This is a genomic window from Mesorhizobium sp. B2-3-10 (genome assembly GCF_006442275.1).
In the GTDB taxonomy this organism is placed as follows: Bacteria; Pseudomonadota; Alphaproteobacteria; order Rhizobiales; family Rhizobiaceae; genus Mesorhizobium; species Mesorhizobium australicum.
In genome coordinates this window covers 630,542-648,216 of record NZ_VFVT01000001.1, presented here as the reverse complement: position 1 = coordinate 648,216, position 17,675 = coordinate 630,542, and the positions used below count along the sequence as shown (strand labels likewise).

General features: G+C 64.9%; 19 protein-coding genes. 10 read left to right on the top strand and 9 right to left on the bottom strand.

The features are described 5' to 3' along the window. Positions 1 to 8 precede the first annotated feature (8 nt). The 4 genes from FJ943_RS03335 to hemC form a co-directional block, all read right to left on the bottom strand. Positions 9 to 1,601 (bottom strand): heme biosynthesis protein HemY, encoded by a 1,593-nt coding sequence (locus tag FJ943_RS03335; RefSeq protein WP_140719784.1) that lies wholly within the window; start codon positions 1,599 to 1,601, stop codon positions 9 to 11. A gap of 10 nt (positions 1,602 to 1,611) precedes the next feature. Further along, positions 1,612 to 3,090 carry a COG4223 family protein gene (locus FJ943_RS03330; RefSeq protein WP_140719782.1) on the bottom strand — a complete coding sequence of 493 codons (1,479 nt, stop codon included), beginning with the start codon at positions 3,088 to 3,090 and terminating at the stop codon, positions 1,612 to 1,614. 109 nt (positions 3,091 to 3,199) lie between these two features. Next, positions 3,200 to 3,916 (bottom strand): uroporphyrinogen-III synthase, encoded by a 717-nt coding sequence (locus tag FJ943_RS03325; RefSeq protein WP_140719780.1) that lies wholly within the window; start codon positions 3,914 to 3,916, stop codon positions 3,200 to 3,202. A gap of 2 nt (positions 3,917 to 3,918) precedes the next feature. Next, a complete protein-coding gene (hemC, locus tag FJ943_RS03320) occupies positions 3,919 to 4,845 on the bottom strand; it encodes a hydroxymethylbilane synthase (protein ID WP_140618384.1) in 927 nt (308 codons plus the stop codon). 101 nt (positions 4,846 to 4,946) lie between these two features. Here hemC and tsaD point away from each other — a divergent pair, with 101 nt between their 5' ends. The 7 genes from tsaD to FJ943_RS03285 are packed head-to-tail and all read left to right on the top strand — an operon-like array spanning position 4,947 to position 9,724. Further along, positions 4,947 to 6,032, top strand: coding sequence for a tRNA (adenosine(37)-N6)-threonylcarbamoyltransferase complex transferase subunit TsaD (gene tsaD / locus FJ943_RS03315; protein WP_181174507.1), 1,086 nt, complete (start codon positions 4,947 to 4,949; stop codon positions 6,030 to 6,032). Beyond that, complete coding sequence (locus FJ943_RS03310; RefSeq protein ID WP_140719776.1) at positions 6,029 to 7,051, top strand: NAD(P)H-dependent glycerol-3-phosphate dehydrogenase; 1,023 nt, start codon at positions 6,029 to 6,031, stop codon at positions 7,049 to 7,051. The genes tsaD and FJ943_RS03310 overlap by 4 nt, the downstream gene beginning before the upstream one ends. A gap of 36 nt (positions 7,052 to 7,087) precedes the next feature. Next, a complete protein-coding gene (locus tag FJ943_RS03305; RefSeq protein WP_140719774.1) occupies positions 7,088 to 7,384 on the top strand; it encodes a YciI-like protein in 297 nt (98 codons plus the stop codon). Positions 7,385 to 7,423: 39 nt separating this feature from the next. Beyond that, positions 7,424 to 7,849 (top strand): EVE domain-containing protein, encoded by a 426-nt coding sequence (locus FJ943_RS03300; protein WP_140719772.1) that lies wholly within the window; start codon positions 7,424 to 7,426, stop codon positions 7,847 to 7,849. Further along, the gene (locus tag FJ943_RS03295) at positions 7,804 to 8,529 is read left to right on the top strand and encodes a methyltransferase (protein ID WP_181171362.1); all 726 of its coding nucleotides are present in this window, start codon (positions 7,804 to 7,806) and stop codon (positions 8,527 to 8,529) included. Before FJ943_RS03300 ends, FJ943_RS03295 begins: the two co-directional genes overlap by 46 nt. Before the next feature lie 21 nt (positions 8,530 to 8,550). Beyond that, positions 8,551 to 8,967: a DUF1761 domain-containing protein gene (locus FJ943_RS03290; protein ID WP_015315061.1), complete on the top strand. Its 417-nt coding sequence runs from the start codon at positions 8,551 to 8,553 to the stop codon at positions 8,965 to 8,967. Positions 8,968 to 8,980: 13 nt separating this feature from the next. Beyond that, positions 8,981 to 9,724, top strand: coding sequence for a glycosyltransferase family 25 protein (locus tag FJ943_RS03285; protein WP_140660473.1), 744 nt, complete (start codon positions 8,981 to 8,983; stop codon positions 9,722 to 9,724). A gap of 4 nt (positions 9,725 to 9,728) precedes the next feature. On the opposite strand, the gene gcvA is transcribed toward FJ943_RS03285, so the two are convergent. Beyond that, complete coding sequence (gcvA, locus tag FJ943_RS03280) at positions 9,729 to 10,661, bottom strand: transcriptional regulator GcvA (RefSeq protein ID WP_140719770.1); 933 nt, start codon at positions 10,659 to 10,661, stop codon at positions 9,729 to 9,731. Positions 10,662 to 10,827: 166 nt separating this feature from the next. Here gcvA and FJ943_RS03275 point away from each other — a divergent pair, with 166 nt between their 5' ends. Then, the gene (locus FJ943_RS03275) at positions 10,828 to 11,070 is read left to right on the top strand and encodes a hypothetical protein (RefSeq protein WP_140719768.1); all 243 of its coding nucleotides are present in this window, start codon (positions 10,828 to 10,830) and stop codon (positions 11,068 to 11,070) included. Positions 11,071 to 11,144: 74 nt separating this feature from the next. Here the strand turns inward: FJ943_RS03275 and FJ943_RS03270 are convergent, their stop codons facing one another. Next, positions 11,145 to 11,681 carry a L,D-transpeptidase gene (locus FJ943_RS03270; RefSeq protein WP_181174506.1) on the bottom strand — a complete coding sequence of 179 codons (537 nt, stop codon included), beginning with the start codon at positions 11,679 to 11,681 and terminating at the stop codon, positions 11,145 to 11,147. 144 nt (positions 11,682 to 11,825) lie between these two features. Here FJ943_RS03270 and FJ943_RS03265 point away from each other — a divergent pair, with 144 nt between their 5' ends. Continuing rightward, positions 11,826 to 12,509 carry a response regulator transcription factor gene (locus tag FJ943_RS03265; RefSeq protein WP_015315056.1) on the top strand — a complete coding sequence of 228 codons (684 nt, stop codon included), beginning with the start codon at positions 11,826 to 11,828 and terminating at the stop codon, positions 12,507 to 12,509. 123 nt (positions 12,510 to 12,632) lie between these two features. Beyond that, a complete protein-coding gene (locus tag FJ943_RS03260; protein WP_015315055.1) occupies positions 12,633 to 13,088 on the top strand; it encodes a cyclic nucleotide-binding domain-containing protein in 456 nt (151 codons plus the stop codon). Positions 13,089 to 13,257: 169 nt separating this feature from the next. Here the strand turns inward: FJ943_RS03260 and FJ943_RS03255 are convergent, their stop codons facing one another. The 3 genes from FJ943_RS03255 to FJ943_RS03245 form a co-directional block, all read right to left on the bottom strand. After that, positions 13,258 to 14,064, bottom strand: a complete 807-nt coding sequence (locus FJ943_RS03255; RefSeq protein ID WP_015315054.1) for an exodeoxyribonuclease III — start codon at positions 14,062 to 14,064, stop codon at positions 13,258 to 13,260. Between the two features lie 99 nt (positions 14,065 to 14,163). Next, the gene (locus FJ943_RS03250; RefSeq protein WP_015315053.1) at positions 14,164 to 14,844 is read right to left on the bottom strand and encodes an outer membrane lipoprotein carrier protein LolA; all 681 of its coding nucleotides are present in this window, start codon (positions 14,842 to 14,844) and stop codon (positions 14,164 to 14,166) included. Between the two features lie 133 nt (positions 14,845 to 14,977). Next, positions 14,978 to 17,638: a DNA translocase FtsK gene (locus FJ943_RS03245; RefSeq protein ID WP_140719765.1), complete on the bottom strand. Its 2,661-nt coding sequence runs from the start codon at positions 17,636 to 17,638 to the stop codon at positions 14,978 to 14,980. Between the last annotated feature and the right edge of the window lie 37 nt (positions 17,639 to 17,675).

Here is a 17,675-nt window from a genome sequence, read left to right as displayed (position 1 = left end):
GCCCAAAATCAAAACAGCCGGAACCGGCGGGGCGACTTTTCCGCCTCGTCGTCCGGATCGACGCCTGGATCGTCCGGCAGCCGCGCCAGTTCTGCCGCCGGCTCGACGGCCTCGGCGTCGGCGGGCACCGCGGCAAAGGCGGCGGCCGTGACCGGGGCGACATGATCCTCGCGGCTTTCGGCGTCTTTGCCCGTCGCCTCGTCGCCCGGTGCGGCGTGATCGATCACCTCGACCGGCCTTTCCGGCCTGCCCGGCGCCTCGATGGCCACTGCCGGGGCGTCCGGCTCATCGTGGCTGTCGATCAGCTGGCCAAGCCGCTCCATCGGCGCGCGCCATTCGAAGGCGTCGAGCCGGCCGGTGACCGGCGAGACCGGCGCCCAGCGCTCGGAGATGACGCCGTCGGCGACCCAGGCCGGATCGCGCGGGGCTCGCACCGCCTTGGACAGCAGTTGCCGCACCTTGCCCTGGTCGCCGGTCTCGGCCTCCTCGATGTCGGCGAGCAGCAGATAGGCGCCCTCGCGTCGGTCCATCCGGATCGCGGCCTCTGCCTCGCGGCGGGCGGTTGAAAAATCCTGCGCGTCGAGCGCGGCACGCGCCACCGTCATTGACGATTCAGCGTGGTTCTTCTTCATCTCCTGCAGCTTCTTTGCCCGGTTGAGCCGATCGAGCACGGCGTCACCCGGCCTCGCATGGGTGTAGAGCTCGGCAATCTCGGGATGCGGGTCGGCCTTCCACGCTGCTTCGAGGATCCTCGAACCCTTGCGCACGTCGTTCTGCCTGAACAGCGCCGCGGCGGCGGCAACGGCGGCGGGGGCAAAATCCGGCTGCAATCTGTTGGCCTCGATCGCCGCTGTCCTGGCAGCCGCGGGATCGCTGTCCGCAAGCGACTGCGCCTTGGCGGTCAACAGCACCGCGCGGCGGCGGTTGGCGGCGTCACGCTCGATCTGCCGCGTCGACTTCTGCGCGTCGACCAGTTTCAGCGCGCCATCCCAGTCGCCGCGCGCGGTCATTTCCTCCAGCGTCGATTCGGCCGCCCAGGCCAGTTGCGGCGCCACTGCGGCGGCACGGCCGGCATAGTGCCGGGCGGCGTTGCGGTCACCCAGTCGTTCGGCTTCCAGGTAAAGCCCACGCAGGCCAAGCAGCCGCATTTCGGGATCGTCGAGCATGCTCTCGAATTTTTGGCGCGCGCCTTCATGGTCGCCTTCGAGCAGCGATGCCTGTGCCTCGAGCAGATGGATCAGCGGCTCCTGGTCGGAGCGGATCAGCTTGGCCGCTTCCTTGGTCTTCTTGCGGGCCAGCGCCCCGTCGCCGGCGCCGGCGCCGATCATGCCGGTCGACAGCGCCTGATAGCCACGGTCGCGGCGGCGCACGCGAAAATAGCGGGAGATGGTGTAGGGACTGTTCCACAGCGACTTGATGAGCCACCAGACAATCATCACCGCGGCGACGACAGCGACGACGGCAACCGCCGCCACCATGAGGCTCACCTGGTACTGATAGCCGTTGAAGGTGACGACCATGTCGCCCGGCCGATCGGCCAGCCAGGCAAAGCCCAGCCCGAGCGCGAAGACGACGATGAGGAAGGCGAGCAGGCGGATCATGGTGTTGCCCTCATGCCTTCATCGCGCCGGAGATCAGCGCGTCGACCTGGGTTTCGACCTCGATGCGCGCCTTCAGTTTGCCGGCAAAGTCGGCGCCCGCGGCCTTCGCGGCTTCCGGCAGCGTGTCATATTCGCTGAGTGCCTTGGCATAGTCGCCCTGCGTGACCGCAACCTCCATGCGCGCCACGGTTTCCGGTGCGCCGGGGCCTTCGACGGCACCGATCGGCCGGACCTTGACCAGCGATTCAGCGCTCGACATCAGATTCTGAAGGAAGCCGGCATTCTGATCGACCGGGGTCGCGGCGGCGACCATGGCATTGGCGGCGGCATCCATCTGCGATGCGATCTCGGTACGGGTCGGCACGCCCTTTTCGGCATAGGGCCGCAAGGTCGCGAGTTCAGGTGCATTAGGCGAAATCGCGGCCAGCGTATCGAGTTCGGCTGAAAACGGCGCGCCGCGGTCGAGCGCCGCCTTCAGCGCCGAGGCCGCGATGGCGAGTGCGATCTTTGGCTGCGACGCCTGCGCATCGACCTTGCCGGAAAGCTGCGACACCGACTGCTCCAGCGCGGAGAGACGGCCTTCCTGTGCCTTCGCCGCCTCGCCCGTCGACTTCACCAGCGCATCGAGACCCGCCAGCTTTTCGTTGAGCGGGCCGAGATCGACAGGCGCCGCGCCGCCGGCCTTGCCGAGGGCGGCCACCGAGGTTTCGATCTGCTTGACTTTGTCGCCCATCGCGGCAAGCCCGGCATTGTCGCCCGCGCCACCCTGTTCGACCGCTGATTTCAGCGCCGCGACATCGCTCTTGACCTGATCCAGCGCCGACGACAGGCCGTCGACCTTGGCCGATGCACCGCCGCTGCCGCCGGCTTCCCTCATATCCGCGATTTCGCTTTTCAACGAGGCGATCTCGCCATTGACGCCGTCGAGCGAGACACCGGGAGCGGCACCCGGCGCACCGAGCAGGCCGGCAAATTGCAGGCCACCGGCGCCGACCAGGGCGATGACACCACCGATGATGCCGGCGGCGATGCCGTTGAGGCCGCCCCGCTTCGGCTGCGTGGCCATCGGTTCGCTCCTTGCGTCGGTTTTACCGGAAGCCGCCTTGGTCTCGGCGGTTTTGGCGGTTGCATCCTCGAAATTGTAGTCGGAAGCCTTGGCGCGGTTGGGGGGTGTATCCGAACCGGGATAAAGCATTTCCGGCTCAGTGGATTTGGCCTCGGCTTGCGGTGGTGCGTGGGTGCCAGGCTGCCCGGCGGCTGCATCGCCATGCTCCCAAGGTTCGAGATCCGCCTGATCGGCATGTACCGGCTCGTCCGGCGGCTCTGGCCGCGAGGCGTTCGCCGCTTCCTCGGCCTTCGCCTCATCGGTCTGGGCGGTATTCTTGGCGGCATCCTCGTCGACGATGCGTGAGACGGCGCCCGGATCGAGATCGATGGTCACCGGCTCGCGGCGGCCTTTCGAGTGTCGCATCTTCGGCGTCTTGACCATGCAGGGGCTCCGCAAATTCGCTTCGTCTCAACGCCTGGCGGCGCGTGATGGTTCAGAAAGGGTCTAGCACATCACCAAGCGGTGAAAAGGGGCGGTGTGATGACGCGGGTCAGGGCCGTGCCCGCAAAAGTGCCAGCAGCGCCTCCTCGTCGGGCCGCGCGGCAACGTGCATTGCTTTGCCGGTGCCGTCGCCGAAAGCGGCGGCAATGCGCGCGGAAAGAGCGAAAAAACGGGTCTTTTCAAAGGCCTGCTGCAGGGCAGGTCGCCTGGCCAGTGTCTGCATTTCGGCAGCGGCCATGGCCGAATAGAGCAGCACCGCATCGACGGATTGGCCTGATATCAGAGGAAGGATCGCTTCGTCCGAATAGCTCACCGCAAGCGTGTCATAAGTCTCGACGGCATGGGCCTGGGCGTGAGCTGCTTCCAGCTTCTGCTCGAAGGCGGGAAATCGCACGCGCCCGCAGAAATAGACGATTGTTTTGCCGGAAAACGCGATTGCCATGCCGTCGGCCAGCGCCTCGGCATCGCCGGGCCCCTCGTTGACCGAGAGAAAGCCGGCTTTGCGCGCGGCCTCCGCGGTCCTCCTGCCGACAGCATGACAAGGCAGATTGGACAGCACCGCAATCAGATCTCTGGGGGCGTGGCGCACCGCATTAGCGCTGGTGATGGCGACGACTGCCACGTCTTCCGGAATCGCCTTGGCATCGACCGGCAACGCCTTCGTCTCCGTCAAGGGCAGGAGAAGAGGCTCAAAACCCATCTCCTCCAGCTTTCGCGCGGTGCGCGACGCACCCGGCTCCGGTCTGGTGACCAGCACGCGGAGCATCTTCAGAGCCAGCCGTGGAAGAACTTTTCGCCGGCCTTGGCACGCACCGTCCGCGCCGCTTCATCACCGATGCGGGCGGCGTCCTGTGCCAGCCCTTGTAGCTCGACCGCGTGCGACTGCGTGCCGTCGGGCGAGATGATCAGCCCGGCGAAAGAGAGCTTTCCGGCCTTGATCGCGGCATAGCCGGCGATAGGCGTGCGGCAGGAACCATCGAGCGCCGCCAGGAAAGCGCGCTCGCAGGCGAGTGCCTGCCCTGTCGCCACATCGTGGATCGCCACCAGCATCTTCCCGACATCGCGGTCGCCGATCCGTGTCTCGATGCCGATCGCACCCTGGCCTGGTGCCGGCGGGAAGCTGTCTAGCGGCATCAAATCGGTGGCAACATCTTCCAGGCCCAGCCGCTTCAGGCCGGCATAGGCAAGGATGGTGCCGCTCACGACCTCTTCGTCGAGCTTGCGCAGCCGCGTCTGCACATTGCCGCGGAACATCACCACGTCGAGGTCCGGCCGCATGCGGCGGATCAACGCCTGCCGCCGCAGCGACGAGGAGCCGACTTTCGCCCCTTGCGGCAGTTCCGCGATCGTCTTCGCCGCCCTGCCCACAAAGGCATCGCGCGCATCCTCGCGCGGCAGGAAGGCGGAGAGTTCCAGGCCGGGCGGCAATTGCGTCGGCATGTCCTTTGACGAGTGCACGGCGATGTCGATCGCGCCGGCGAGCAGGGCTTCCTCGATTTCCTTGGTGAACAGGCCTTTGCCGCCAGCCTCCGACAGCGGCCGGTCCTGGATGCGGTCGCCGCTGGTCGAGATGACGACGACCTCGAACGCCTCCGCCGGCATGCCGTGCGCGGCCATCAGCCGCGCCTGTGTTTCATGCGCCTGCGCCAATGCCAGCGGGCTGCCGCGTGTTCCGATTTTCAAGATTGTTTGCATGGCGCGCGGTCCGTGATAACCCCCGGCTGGCTTTGCGTTTCCGGGCACTCTCCTAACGAGGAACGCCCTGACATACAATCTCTGGAGAGAGCGACGAATTGATCCGCGTTCTGGGCATTGAGACGAGTTGCGATGAGACCGCCGCCAGCGTCGTGGCGCTGGAGGGCGATGCCGCGCCGAAAATCCTGTCCAACATCGTGCTCTCCCAGATCGAGGAACATGCCGCCTTCGGCGGCGTCGTGCCGGAGATCGCCGCGCGCGCCCACGTCGAGGCACTGGACGGCATTATCGAGGCCGCACTCGCCGATGCGGGCGTGGCGCTGGCCGAGCTCGATGCGATCGCCGCGACCGCCGGACCAGGCCTCGTCGGCGGACTGATCGTCGGGTTGATGACGGCCAAGGCGATCGCCGCGGCGGCCGGCAAGCCGCTGATCGCCGTCAATCACCTCGAAGGCCACGCCTTGACGGCGCGGCTGACCGACGGGCTCGAATTCCCCTATCTCTTGCTGCTGGTCTCCGGCGGCCATACGCAGATTCTGGCCGTGCGCGGCGTTGGCGACTACCAGCGTTGGGCAACCACCATCGATGACGCGCTCGGCGAAGCCTTCGACAAGACCGCCAAGATGCTCGGCCTGCCCTATCCCGGCGGTCCCAATGTCGAGAAAGCAGCGCTGTCGGGCAATGCATCGCGTTTTGCCTTCCCACGGCCGATGAAAGGCTCGGCACAGCCCGATTTCTCCTTCTCCGGCCTGAAGACCGCGGTACGCCAGGCGGCGACAGCTATCGAGCCCTTGAGCGACCAGGATGTCGCCGACATCTGCGCCTCGTTCCAGGCGGCCGTCGCCGATGCGCTCGCCGACCGTGTTTCTCGCGCGCTGGAACGCTTTCGCGAAACATTCCCTGGCACGAAAAACCCGGCGCTGGTCGTCGCCGGCGGCGTCGCCGCCAACCGCACGGTCAAGACAACGCTGGAGCGGCTTTGCACTGACGCCGGTTTCAGCTTCGTCGCGCCACCACTGAAGCTTTGCACCGACAACGCGGCGATGATTGCCTGGGCCGGTATCGAACGCCTGCGAGAAGGCATGGCGCAGGAGAACGGCTTCGATTTCGTGCCGCGCTCGCGCTGGCCGCTGGACAGCGTCTCGGCGCCAATGGTCGGCTCCGGCCGTCGCGGAGCCAAGGCATGACCGATCGAGCCATGAAGGGTGGGGGTCCGGGCAAAAGCGGCTGGCATGTCGCCGTGCTCGGCGGCGGCGCCTGGGGCACGGCGCTGGCGCTGGCCATGCTGCGCGCCGGCCATACGGTGCGGCTGTTCGCGCGTGACCCTGAAACCGTGGCTGCGATCGGCCGGGGCGAGAACCCACGCTATCTCCCGGGCATCGCCATCGCGCCCGGCATCAAGGCGACGAGCGACATGGAGGCAGCCCTCACTGGGGCCGATTGCGTGCTGACGGTGACGCCGGCTCAGGCGTTGCGGGCCACGCTGGCCGCCGCCAGGGATCATATGCCGGCCGGCATTCCGCTCGTGCTCTGCGCCAAGGGCATCGAGCGCGACACCGGCGCCTTGTTGTCGGCAATCGCTGCGGAAATCTTGCCGCCAAACCCGGTCGCAGCGCTGTCGGGGCCGAGCTTTGCCAGCGATGTCGCCCGCGGCCTGCCGACGGCGGTGGTGGTGGCCGCCGGCGACGAGGCGCTTGCCGCCAACCTTGCCGCCCGATTTTCGGCTGAAAACCTGCGCTGCTATTCGAGCGACGACTTGATCGGCGTCGAGATCGGCGGCGCCTTGAAGAACGTCTTCGCCATCGCCGCCGGCGCTGTCACCGGGGCCGGGCTCGGCGCCAGCGCACAGGCGGCCATGGTGACGCGCGGCTTTGTCGAACTGCGCCGCATCGGTGCCGCCTTCGGCGCCAGGCCCGAGACCCTGATGGGGCTTTCCGGGCTTGGCGACCTGCTGCTTACCTGCTCGTCGGCGCAGTCGCGCAATTTCGCCTATGGGCTGGCGCTCGGACAGGGCAAGGCACTTTCCGGATTGCCGCTGGCCGAGGGCGTGCCGACCGCGGCGATCGCCGCCCGCATCGCCGCCGAGCGCGAAGTCGATGCGCCGATCATCGCCGCGGTCGCCGCCATACTGGATGGCACCATCACCATCGGGCAGGCCGTGACGGCGCTGATGACCCGGCCGCTGAAGACCGAAACCAACGATTGATCCCACACTCTGATCCAATCACCCAGGAGAAAGACCATGCTGTTTGCTCTGATCTGCAAGGACAAGCCCGGAGGCCTGCAGGTGCGCCTCGACACGCGGCCCGAGCATGTCGCCTTTCTCGAAGGGCTGAACGGCGACAAGAAATTGGCCTTTGCCGGCCCGTTCCTCGACGCCGACGGCAAGCCCAATGGCAGCCTCGTGGTGGTCGAGGCGCCTGATCTGGCCAGCGCGCAGGCTCTGTCGGCCGCCGACCCCTATGCCAAGGCCGGCCTGTTCGAAAGCGTCGAAATCCGCCAGTGGAACTGGACGTTCAACAAGCCGGCGGCTAGTTAATTCGCGGCGCCCGCGACTGGGCCGCAAGGAGGAGAGAAAATGAACTACTGGCTGTTCAAATCCGAACCCTCGGTTTTCTCCTTCGAGGCGTTGAAGGCCAAGGGCAAGGCCGGCACCCAATGGGACGGCGTGCGCAACTACGCCGCCCGCAACAACATGAAGGCCATGCAGGTCGGCGATCTCGGCTTCTTCTACCATTCCAACGAGGGGCTGAACGTGGTCGGCATTGCCGAGGTCTGCGCGCTGGCCCATCCCGACACCACGTCGGATGATCCGCGCTGGGAGTGTGTCGACATCCGCGCCGTGAGGGACATGCCGAACCCGCCGACGCTGGAAGAAGTCAAAGCCAATCCGAAACTGGCCGAGATGGCGCTGGTGCGGCTCGGACGGCTTTCCGTGCAGCCGGTGACCCCGGCCGAATGGAAGGAAGTCTGCCGCATGGGCGGCCTGATGCCTGCGCCGTGACGGCACTTACGCCCGATAGCGCCAAGCAATTCATTCTCGACAACACGGCGCTGATGGCGCCGCCGCATGTGCCAGAAATTCGCCTTCACCTCGCCGACGAAGCGCATGATCTCTGGCAGCGAACAGAGGACGAACTTGTCGAGATCGGCCTGCCGCCGCCCTTTTGGGCGTTTGCCTGGGCGGGCGGCCAGGGCCTCGCCCGCTATGTCATCGACAATCCCGATATGGTCCGAGGCAAGCGCGTGCTCGACTTCGCCTCGGGCTCCGGACTCGTCGCCATCGCCGCCGCCAAGGCGGGCGCTGCCGAGGTAACCGCCGCCGACATCGACCCGTTCTGCGCCACCGCGATCCGCCTCAACAGCGAGGCCAACGGCGTCGGCATCGGGTTCCTCGGCACGGACTGTGTGGGCACCGATGCGGGCTGGGACCTGGTCCTGGCAGGCGACGTCTTCTACGACAAACCCTTCGCCGACCGGCTGATGCCGTGGTTTTCGACGCTCAAACGGCGTGGCGCCGACATTCTGGTCGGCGATCCCGGCCGGTCCTATCTGCCGCGATCGGGGCTGGAGCCGCTTGCCGTCTATCAGGTGCCGGTGACAAGGGCGCTGGAGGATGCCGAAGTCAAACGCACCACGGTATGGCGACTGCTTGACGCCATCGCCGAACAGGCGTTTCCATAAAACCGCACAGGAGGGGAACTCATGGATTTTTCAGCGGTGAATTGGCTGGCGGTGATCGCCGCCGCCGTCGTGGCCTGGCTGTTCGGCGCCGCCTGGTACATGGCGTTGAGCAAGCCCTGGCTGAAGGCCGCCAGGCTCGATCCGGCGACGATGAAGAAATCGCCTCTGCCCTTCGTCATCTCCTTCATCGCCGAACTGCTGATGGCCTACATCATGGCCCTGGTCGTCGGCGCGATGACGGGTGGTGAGCCGACCTGGCTGGCCGGACTGATCTTCGGTTTCGTGCTTTGGCTGGGTTTTGTCGCCACGACGCTGTCGGTCAACCATCGCTACGAGAATTTCGGCTGGGACCTGACTGTCATTGACGGCGGTCACTGGCTTGGCGTGCTGTTGATCATCGGCGCGGTGATCGGCTGGTTCGGCGCCGCTGCAAGCTGACGGTGCGTTGACGATGGCGGATAAGTCCGGATTTCCCCGCGACCTGGTGTTCACCAGGATCTGTCACGTCAAGCAGGGCTACGACGACCGGCGCCGGCACATCGTGCGCGAGTTCGACCGGCGCGGCGTGCCGGTCACCTTCTACACCGACTGGGACAGGGCGGATATCACCCCGGAAATCCGTGCTGAATTGGTCGCTCCCGATTTTGTCCACCCGGCGCAGGTCTCGCTGGCGCTGAAGCATGTCGGCATCTGGCGCGACTTCCTCGAAACCGACCTGCCCTATTGCCTGGTCTTCGAGGATGACGTCTTCCTCGCGCGCGACTTCGTCGCCAAATTCCGGCAAGGGCTGGCCGAACTCGGCAGCCCGATGCGCAAGGCCGTCATCTATTTCGGCAACGGCAGCAACTACTACACGCCGAGCTGGAAATTGCGCCGGGGTCAGAGGCTCTACCCGGCACTGCATGCCAGGTGCGCGGATTCCTATCTCATCACCCGTCCGGTCGCCGAAGCGCGCTGTGCCTGGATCGATCAACACAAGATCTACACCGTGATCGACCACCAGATCGAGCAGATGGACGAAAAGCTGGGCGTTGAGATGCTGTGGTTCGAGCGGCCGATCGTCGAGCAAGGCAGCGAAAACGGCGCGTTCCAGACTTCCGTCGCCGGCAAGATGCAGCCGCTGCTCTACAAGAAGCTGAAATGGAACGTGAAGAAATACCGACGCATGATCTTCGGCCACAACGCCCGGTCCTGAAGGTCTAAAGTTTGTCCGTCGTTCGCGTCCTGGAAACTTCCTCGAGGATCCATTCGCGGAAGGCGACAATGCGGGGATCGTCGGCCATGGCCTGGGGATAAACCAGGAAATAGGCATATTCCGGCGCAACCCTGATGCTGAGTTCGAAGGGCCGCACCAGCCGGCCCTCGGACAGGTCGTTTGCCACCATGGCGAAATCGGCGAGCGCGACGGCATTGCCGTCGAGCGCTGCCTGGACCGCATCCGTCGATGTACCGAAGACCACGGTGCGGCTGTCGTCGAAATCGTTGATGCCGGCCGCCGCCATCCACATGCGCCAGTTTGGCCATGTCACGCCCTGGCGAGCCCATTCGATATGGGCAAGCGTGTGGTTGAACAGGTCGCGCGGCTCGCGCAGGGGCGGCCCCGATGTCAGGAGGCCCGGACTGCACACCGGAATGATGATGTTGTCGAACAGGCGGTGTGCGCTGAGCCCCGGATATTTGCCGGCGCCGAAGCGGATGCCGACATCGACGTCATCGAGATCGAAATCGCGCAAGCCATAGGCGATGTCGAACCTGAGTTCGATGCCCGGCCGCTGCTGGCGGAAATTCTCGACGCGCCGCATCAGCCATTTCGCCGCGAACTGCGCGTCCAGCGTCACCTTCAGGAATTCGGTGCCGCGCGCCATCTTGCGCGCCCGCATCACGGCGCGGCCAAGCAGGTCGAGCGTGTCGGTCGCCGCCTCGTAAAGCACCGTGCCCGCCTCCGTCAGCCGGATGGTGCGGCTGGTGCGGGTGAACAGCACGATGCCGAGCTGATCCTCGATTTCCTTGATCTGGTGGCTGACGGCGGCAGGCGTCAGGCCGAGCTCGTCGGCGGCGCGGGTGAAATTGAGGTGCCGGGCCGCCGCCTCCAGCGTCCTGAGCGCCCGCGTTCCCGGCAAGAGCGCTGCCATCAGCGTGCGGCCTGATCGAAGCGGCTCATGGAGCCTTAATCCTCAAATAAAACTTGATGATCAGCCAAGAACTACTCGTTTCCCGTTGGTTTTTCAATACGGCATGATTGCAGCATCAAAGACAGCATCAAACCGGATTTGATCTCCGGGGAATACGGATCACCTCATGTCTCACATCGCTCTTCGCCCTGTATACATCGCCCGGCCAGACTGGCTGTCGGCTGCCCGTACCTGGCTGCGGCAGGCCAGGGTCGCGGTCAACCTTCCTCACCAGAACGTCGAGGACCTCTCCGATCGCCAGTTGCGCGATATCGGAGCCGGCCGCAGGGACATCGCCCGGGCCATGGACCGCGAGACAGGCCGGTTGGGCCTTCTCGACATCGGCTGGCAGCGGAACAGGAAGGGATAAGCGAGCAGGGGAATAGGATGATACAGTTTGAGCGTGTCTGCTGCCGCTGAAGACTTCCCTATTCCCTATTCCCCCTATCTCACCACCCTTACCACCGTCCGGTCCGACAGCAGCGGCAAGAGCCGCGCCATCGTGCGCGCGGTCACCGCCACGCAGCCTTCCGTCGGCGTGAAGCCGGGACGCGCCAGATGGAAGAAGATGGCGCTGCCGCGCCCGCGCCGGCGCGGCGCGATGTTCCAGTCGAGCACCAGGCAGGCGTCATAGAGCCGGTCGTCGCGCCGCATGCGTTCGTGGCTGGCGCCGTAGGGAATCTTGACCGGCCTGTTATAGTTGCGGTCGTCAGGCACTTCGCACCAGCCGAGGTCCGGCCCGATCGACGCCATCGCCAGCCGCGTTCTGCGCCCGGCGGCAAACTGATCTCCCCGGAAATAGCCCGTCAGTATGCGCATCGAAGCGAGCGGCGTGGCACCGTCGCCTTCGCGTTTGCCGGCCGAGATGCCGCCACGCCCCAGCGCGCACGCAAACACCGTTTTGCCGGCCTGCAGCAGGCCCTTGCTTGGATGGCCGGGGCGAGCCCGCACGGTCAGCACGCGCAGCCCTTTTGCCAAAATTGCGCCGGCTGCATTGCGATCGCGTTTTTTCTTGTATGATCGTGCCACGGAACAAATCACTGTGATCGGCTATTGTGCCGGCCAGCTTCCGCATAAATACGCAGCGGTCAACTGAATTCACTTTTCAAAACAACGGATTGATCCATGACCTCACGTACCATCCTGATCGTCGATGACGATGACGACCTGCGCGGCACACTGGTCGAGCAACTGTCCCTCTATGAGGAATTCGATGTGCTGCAGGAAGCGACTGCGGCAAAAGGCGTCACCGCTGCGCGCGGCGGGCTCATCGACCTGCTCATCATGGATGTCGGTCTGCCCGACATGGACGGCCGGGAGGCGGTGAAGATCCTGCGCAAGGGCGGCTACAAGGCGCCCATCATCATGCTGACCGGCCACGATACCGATTCGGACACGATTCTGGGTCTCGAGGCCGGCGCCAACGACTATGTGACCAAGCCGTTCCGCTTCGCGGTGCTGCTTGCCCGTATCCGGGCGCAACTGCGCCAGCATGAGCAGAGCGAGGACGCGACCTTCTCGGTCGGCCCCTACACCTTCAAGCCCAGCCAGAAACTGCTCATCGATCAGCGCGGCGGCAAGGTGCGGCTGACGGAAAAGGAAGCCTCGATCATCAAGTATCTCTATCGCGCCGACCAGAAGGTGGTGACCCGCGACGTGCTGCTGGAGGAAGTGTGGGGATACAATTCCGGCGTCACCACGCATACCCTGGAAACCCATGTCTACCGTCTGCGCCAGAAGATCGAGCGTGATCCTTCCAATGCTGAAATTCTTGTGACAGAAAGCGGCGGCTACAAGCTGGTTCCTTAAACATTTCACCATTCAAATGAGCGGTTCGGGCGGGGCCGCTTTCGGGTACGATCCTGTTGGAGGGGGATTCTGGGACCGTACCGCAGAGGAGGGATTGGACTGACCGTTCGGGGACACAGCTAGATGGCGCTGGATGACGACATCCGCATCCTGTCCGCCGTGAGGCTTTTCGAGGGCTTCACGCAGGAACAGTTGCGCCTGCTCGCCTTCGGTGCCGAGACCACTTTGGTGCAGGCCGACCACAAGCTTTATCGCGAGGACGATGTGGCCGACTCGGCTTATGTCGTGGTCAGCGGGCGTATCGTGCTCTATCGCGAGCAGGATGGCGAGCGCATCCCGATCGGCAAGGTCGGCCCAGGCACGATGCTCAGCGAGCTGGCGCTGATCGCCGATACCAACCGGCTGACCAGCGCCTCGGCCGAAATCGACTCGGAAGTGATAAGGCTGAGCCGCAAGATGTTCCGGCGCATCCTGGAGGAATACCCGGAATTGGCGGTGAAGCTGCATCAGCGCATCTCCGAGGAATTCCACGACATGATCCGCCGCATCGAGGAATTGGCGCCACGATTTTCGGGTTGACCTGGCATTTGACGCCGCAGGTGTCGAGATTCAGGTCAGGCCGAGGCGAAAACGGCGGACTCCGAGAAGCGTACTAAAGTACGTGAGCACAGTTCTACTGCGACGTAGTAGAACTGGGAAGCGCAGGAAGCCGCCGTTTGCAGGCCGGCTTCACCTGAATATCATAAACTTAATCCAGGGCGAACCGGGCAATCACTGGCACATGGTCCGACGGCCGGTCCCAGCCACGGGCGGCTCTAAGGATCTCATAGCCGGCAAAACTGGGCACCAGGTTTGGTGACGACCAGACATGGTCGAGCCGCCGGCCGCGATTGGACGCCTCCCAATCCTGCGCGCGATAACTCCACCAGGTATAGAGCTTCTGTTCCGGTGGCACGTTGTGCCGCATCAGGTCGACCCAGCCGCCGGCGCGCCGCATCGCCTCGAAGTTTTCGGTCTCGACCGGCGTGTGGCTGACCACGTTGAGCAATTGCTTGTGCGACCAGACATCATGCTCCAGCGGCGCGATATTGAGGTCCCCGACCAGCACCGACGCCGATACCTCGCCATGCTCGGCCCGGATGGCGTTCATCTCGGCGACGAAATCGAGCTTATGCCTGAACTTCCTGTTGATCTCGGGATCCGGCTCGTCGCCACCTGCGGGCACGTAGAAATTGTGCACCAGGATGGTCTTGCCGCCGGCCTGTACCGTCACCGACAGGTGGCGGCTGTCCTCGATGTCGCAGAAGCGGCGCTTTTCGACCACCTCGATCGGCCGCCGCGCCACCGTCGCCACGCCGTGATAGCCCTTCTGGCCATGGAACGCGATGTAGGGATAGCCGACTTTGCGAAAGGCTTTTTCGGGAAAGAGCTCGTCCGGGACCTTGGTTTCCTGCAGGCAGAGCACATCGGGCGCGTACTCATCGAGCAGGCGTTCGACGATCGGCATGCGCAGGCGCACGGAGTTGATATTCCAGGTGGCGATCGAAAAGGGCATGCGGAGGGGTCCGGCAAGAGATCGCCATTCTACTGCCAGCCGCGCGCCGCAAAAACAAGCCAGCCCGCTCCGCTAACGGGCCTGGCTCTATCGGCGGGCCTACCGCGTCTTGGTGTTCAGCTCGCGATTGGCCGTATAGTCGATGGCAAAGGTATCGGGCGCGAAGCTGACGCCTTCCTTGGTGTTGAAGATCATCACCGTCGTGTCCTTGCCTTGCGCGTCGGTGATCGTCCACTGCCGCAAATCATAGGTTTTCGGGTCGAACATCATGGTGATCCGCGCATTGCCGAAAACCGACTTGTCGGAAAGCTGGATGGTGGTGAGGTCGTCTTCTTCCTTGACGCTCTTGACGCGGTTGCCGGAGAGGTCGATGCGATCGTCGAGCAGCAGTTTCAGCGGCGTCTTCGACAGCGGATAAAGGTCCGACGTGTTCAGTTTCTTGTTGAGTATGGCGACCGATCTGCCGTCGGAAATCACCCGGAAATTCGAGGACCCGTCATAGTTGAAGCGGATCTTGCCCGGCCGTTCCAGGAAGAATTTTCCGCCGGTCTGCTCGCCCTTGGGGCCGAACTGGACGAATTCGCCGCTCATCGATTTGACCGCCGAGAAATGGTCGGCGATCTTCTGTGCCGCCGCGGGCACGGCCGCCTGCGCCGAGGCCAGCAACTCGAATCCGGGCACCACGTTAAGGGCGGCGGCACCCGCGAAGACCAGGCCGAGGCCAAGCAACTGGCGGCGTGTCGGGGCAAAATTGCTGAGCGCTGAAAGATCGTTTTTCATATCGGTCACTCTCGTCCGGTTCCTGATTTGGTCGCTGTCGTGAACCCCCAGTTGGGCTGAAGTTTGGCGAGGCGATCGCTGCTCAGTCGGTGAACGCGCCAGAAGGTTCAAAGTTGCCGTGAACTCTGCGCTATCAGAACTTGTCGTCTTCTGTCGGCACCAAGATTTCGCGTTTTCCGGCATGGTTGGCCGGGCCGACAATGCCTTCCTTTTCCATCTTCTCGATAATCGAGGCGGCTCTGTTATAGCCGATGCCCAGACGCCGCTGGATGTAGCTGGTCGAGGCCTTGCCGTCGCGCAGCACCACCGAAACCGCCTGATCGTAAGGGTCGTCGGAATCCTCGAAATTGCCACCGCCGCCGCCGCCGCCCGAACCGCCCTTGCCGGACGACTCGTCGTCGTCCTCGCCGTCGTCCTCGGTGATGGCGTCGAGATATTCCGGCACGCCCTGCAGCTTCAGGTGCCCGACGATCTTCTCGACCTCGTCATCGGAGACGAACGGCCCGTGCACGCGCTGGATGCGGCCGCCGCCGGCCATGTAGAGCATGTCGCCCATGCCGAGCAGCTGCTCGGCGCCCTGCTCGCCCAGAATGGTGCGGCTGTCGATCTTGGACGTCACCTGGAAGGAGATGCGGGTCGGGAAATTGGCCTTGATGGTGCCGGTGATGACGTCGACCGAGGGACGTTGCGTGGCCATGATGACGTGGATGCCGGCGGCACGCGCCATCTGCGCCAGGCGCTGGACGGCTCCTTCGATGTCCTTGCCGGCGACCATCATCAGGTCGGCCATTTCGTCGATGATGACGACGATATAGGGCATCGGCTCGAGATCGAGATCCTCGGTCTCGTAGATCGCCTCGCCTGTCTGGCGGTCGAAGCCGGTCTGCACGGTGCGCGAGATCTTTTCGCCCTTCTTCTCGGCCTGCTGCACGCGTGCGTTGAAGCCGTCGATGTTGCGCACGCCGACCTTGGACATCTTGCGGTAGCGGTCCTCCATCTCGCGCACGGTCCATTTCAGCGCCACCACCGCCTTCTTCGGGTCGGTGACCACGGGCGTCAGCAGATGCGGAATGCCGTCATAGACGGAGAGTTCGAGCATTTTCGGATCGATCATGATCAGCCGGCACTCCTGCGGGGTGAGGCGGTAGAGCAGCGACAGGATCATGGTGTTGATGGCGACCGACTTGCCCGAACCGGTGGTGCCGGCGACCAGCACGTGCGGCATCTTGGCGATGTCGACGATGACGGCTTCGCCATTGATGGTCTTGCCCAGCGCCAGCGCCAGCTTGGCCTTGGTCGTCTCGAAGTCGCGGCTGGCCATGATCTCGCGGAGGTAAACCGTTTCGCGCTTGGCGTTGGGCAGTTCGATGCCGATGGCGTTGCGGCCCGGCACCACGGCGACGCGGCAGGCGATCGCGCTCATCGAACGGGCGATGTCGTCGGAAAGGCCGATGACCCGCGACGACTTGATGCCCGGCGCCGGTTCGAGTTCGTAAAGGGTGACGACCGGACCCGGGCGGACGGCAATGATCTCGCCCTTGACGCCGAAATCCTCCAGCACGCCTTCGAGCAGGCGCGCGTTCTGTTCCAGCGCGTCCTTGGAAAGACTTGGGTCGCGCGCGACATTCTTCGGTTCGGACAGGAAATGCAGCGACGGCATTTCGAACGTGTCGGAGCCGATCAGCGAGGTTTGCGCCTCGCGCTGGACGCGGGCGCCCGGCACGGGTCGCGCCGCCGGCGCCTCCACCCGGGTGGCGGCATCGGAGCGGAACTGCTGGACCTTGGCCGTGGGAGCACGCCGCTGCGCGACGGGCTCGTCATCGAAATCCATATCCGCGTCGTCGCGGCCGAAGACATCGTCGTCGTCCGGGTCGACGGAGACGCTGCGGTCGTTGACCATGGCGGCGAAGAATTCCGGTTCGACACGGGCGCGGCCGTCATGGCTCATGCGCTGCTCGGCGTACTCGGCCGACTCGACGCGTTCGGCGGCGCGGCGCCAGGCGCTGGCGCGCGGCTCCATCTCCGGTTCGAACTCGTCGCGCTCCTGCCTGCGGCGCACCGCCCGGCGATGCATCCACGCGCGGAAAGAAAGCCACCAATGGGTGATTGCGCCGAGCGCCAGTATACCCTCGTCGCCGCCGTCCTCGTCATTGTCGAACAGAAGCTCGTCCTCGCGCGGATCCGCGGCGGCCGGTTCTTCCATCACGGCGAAGCCGTTCTTGCGCCCGAGCAGCGCCGCGCCATGGGCGAACAGCCAGAGCGCGGGCGCAGCCAGCACTATGGCGAGCACGCTGGCCACCAGCCCGGTTGGATAGCCGCCGATGAGGACACCGGGGATCTTTAGCACCATGTCGCCGAAGACGCCGCCGAGGCCGGTGGGCAGCGGCCAGGTCTTGGGCGGAACGATGCAGCCGGCGATGGCGGCGGCGAGCAGCGCGAAACCGAACCAGAACAGCCCGCGCCTGGGCAGCCGGTCGACGCCGCGCGCCGAAAACAGGAGGTATCCCCAGATCACTGCCGGAACCAGCGCGGCGACCGCGGCAAGGCCGAAGAACTGCATGGCGAGGTCGGAGAACACCGCGCCGGCATAGCCCATGGCGTTGGTGACGATGTTGGCGGTGGCATGCGAGAAGCTTGGATCGGCGACGTTCCAGGTCGCGAGGCTGGCGACGGCGAAGGCCGTGAACGCGAACAGGCCGGTGCCGATCAGCCGGCCGACCTGGCGCCGCGCGAATGCCTGGATGCCGTGCCCCGTATCGGTCAGCGCGAGCGGTGCTGAAGCCCCTGAACGCATGCTCTTCCCCGTCAGTGATTGCCTGGCCGCAGCGCAT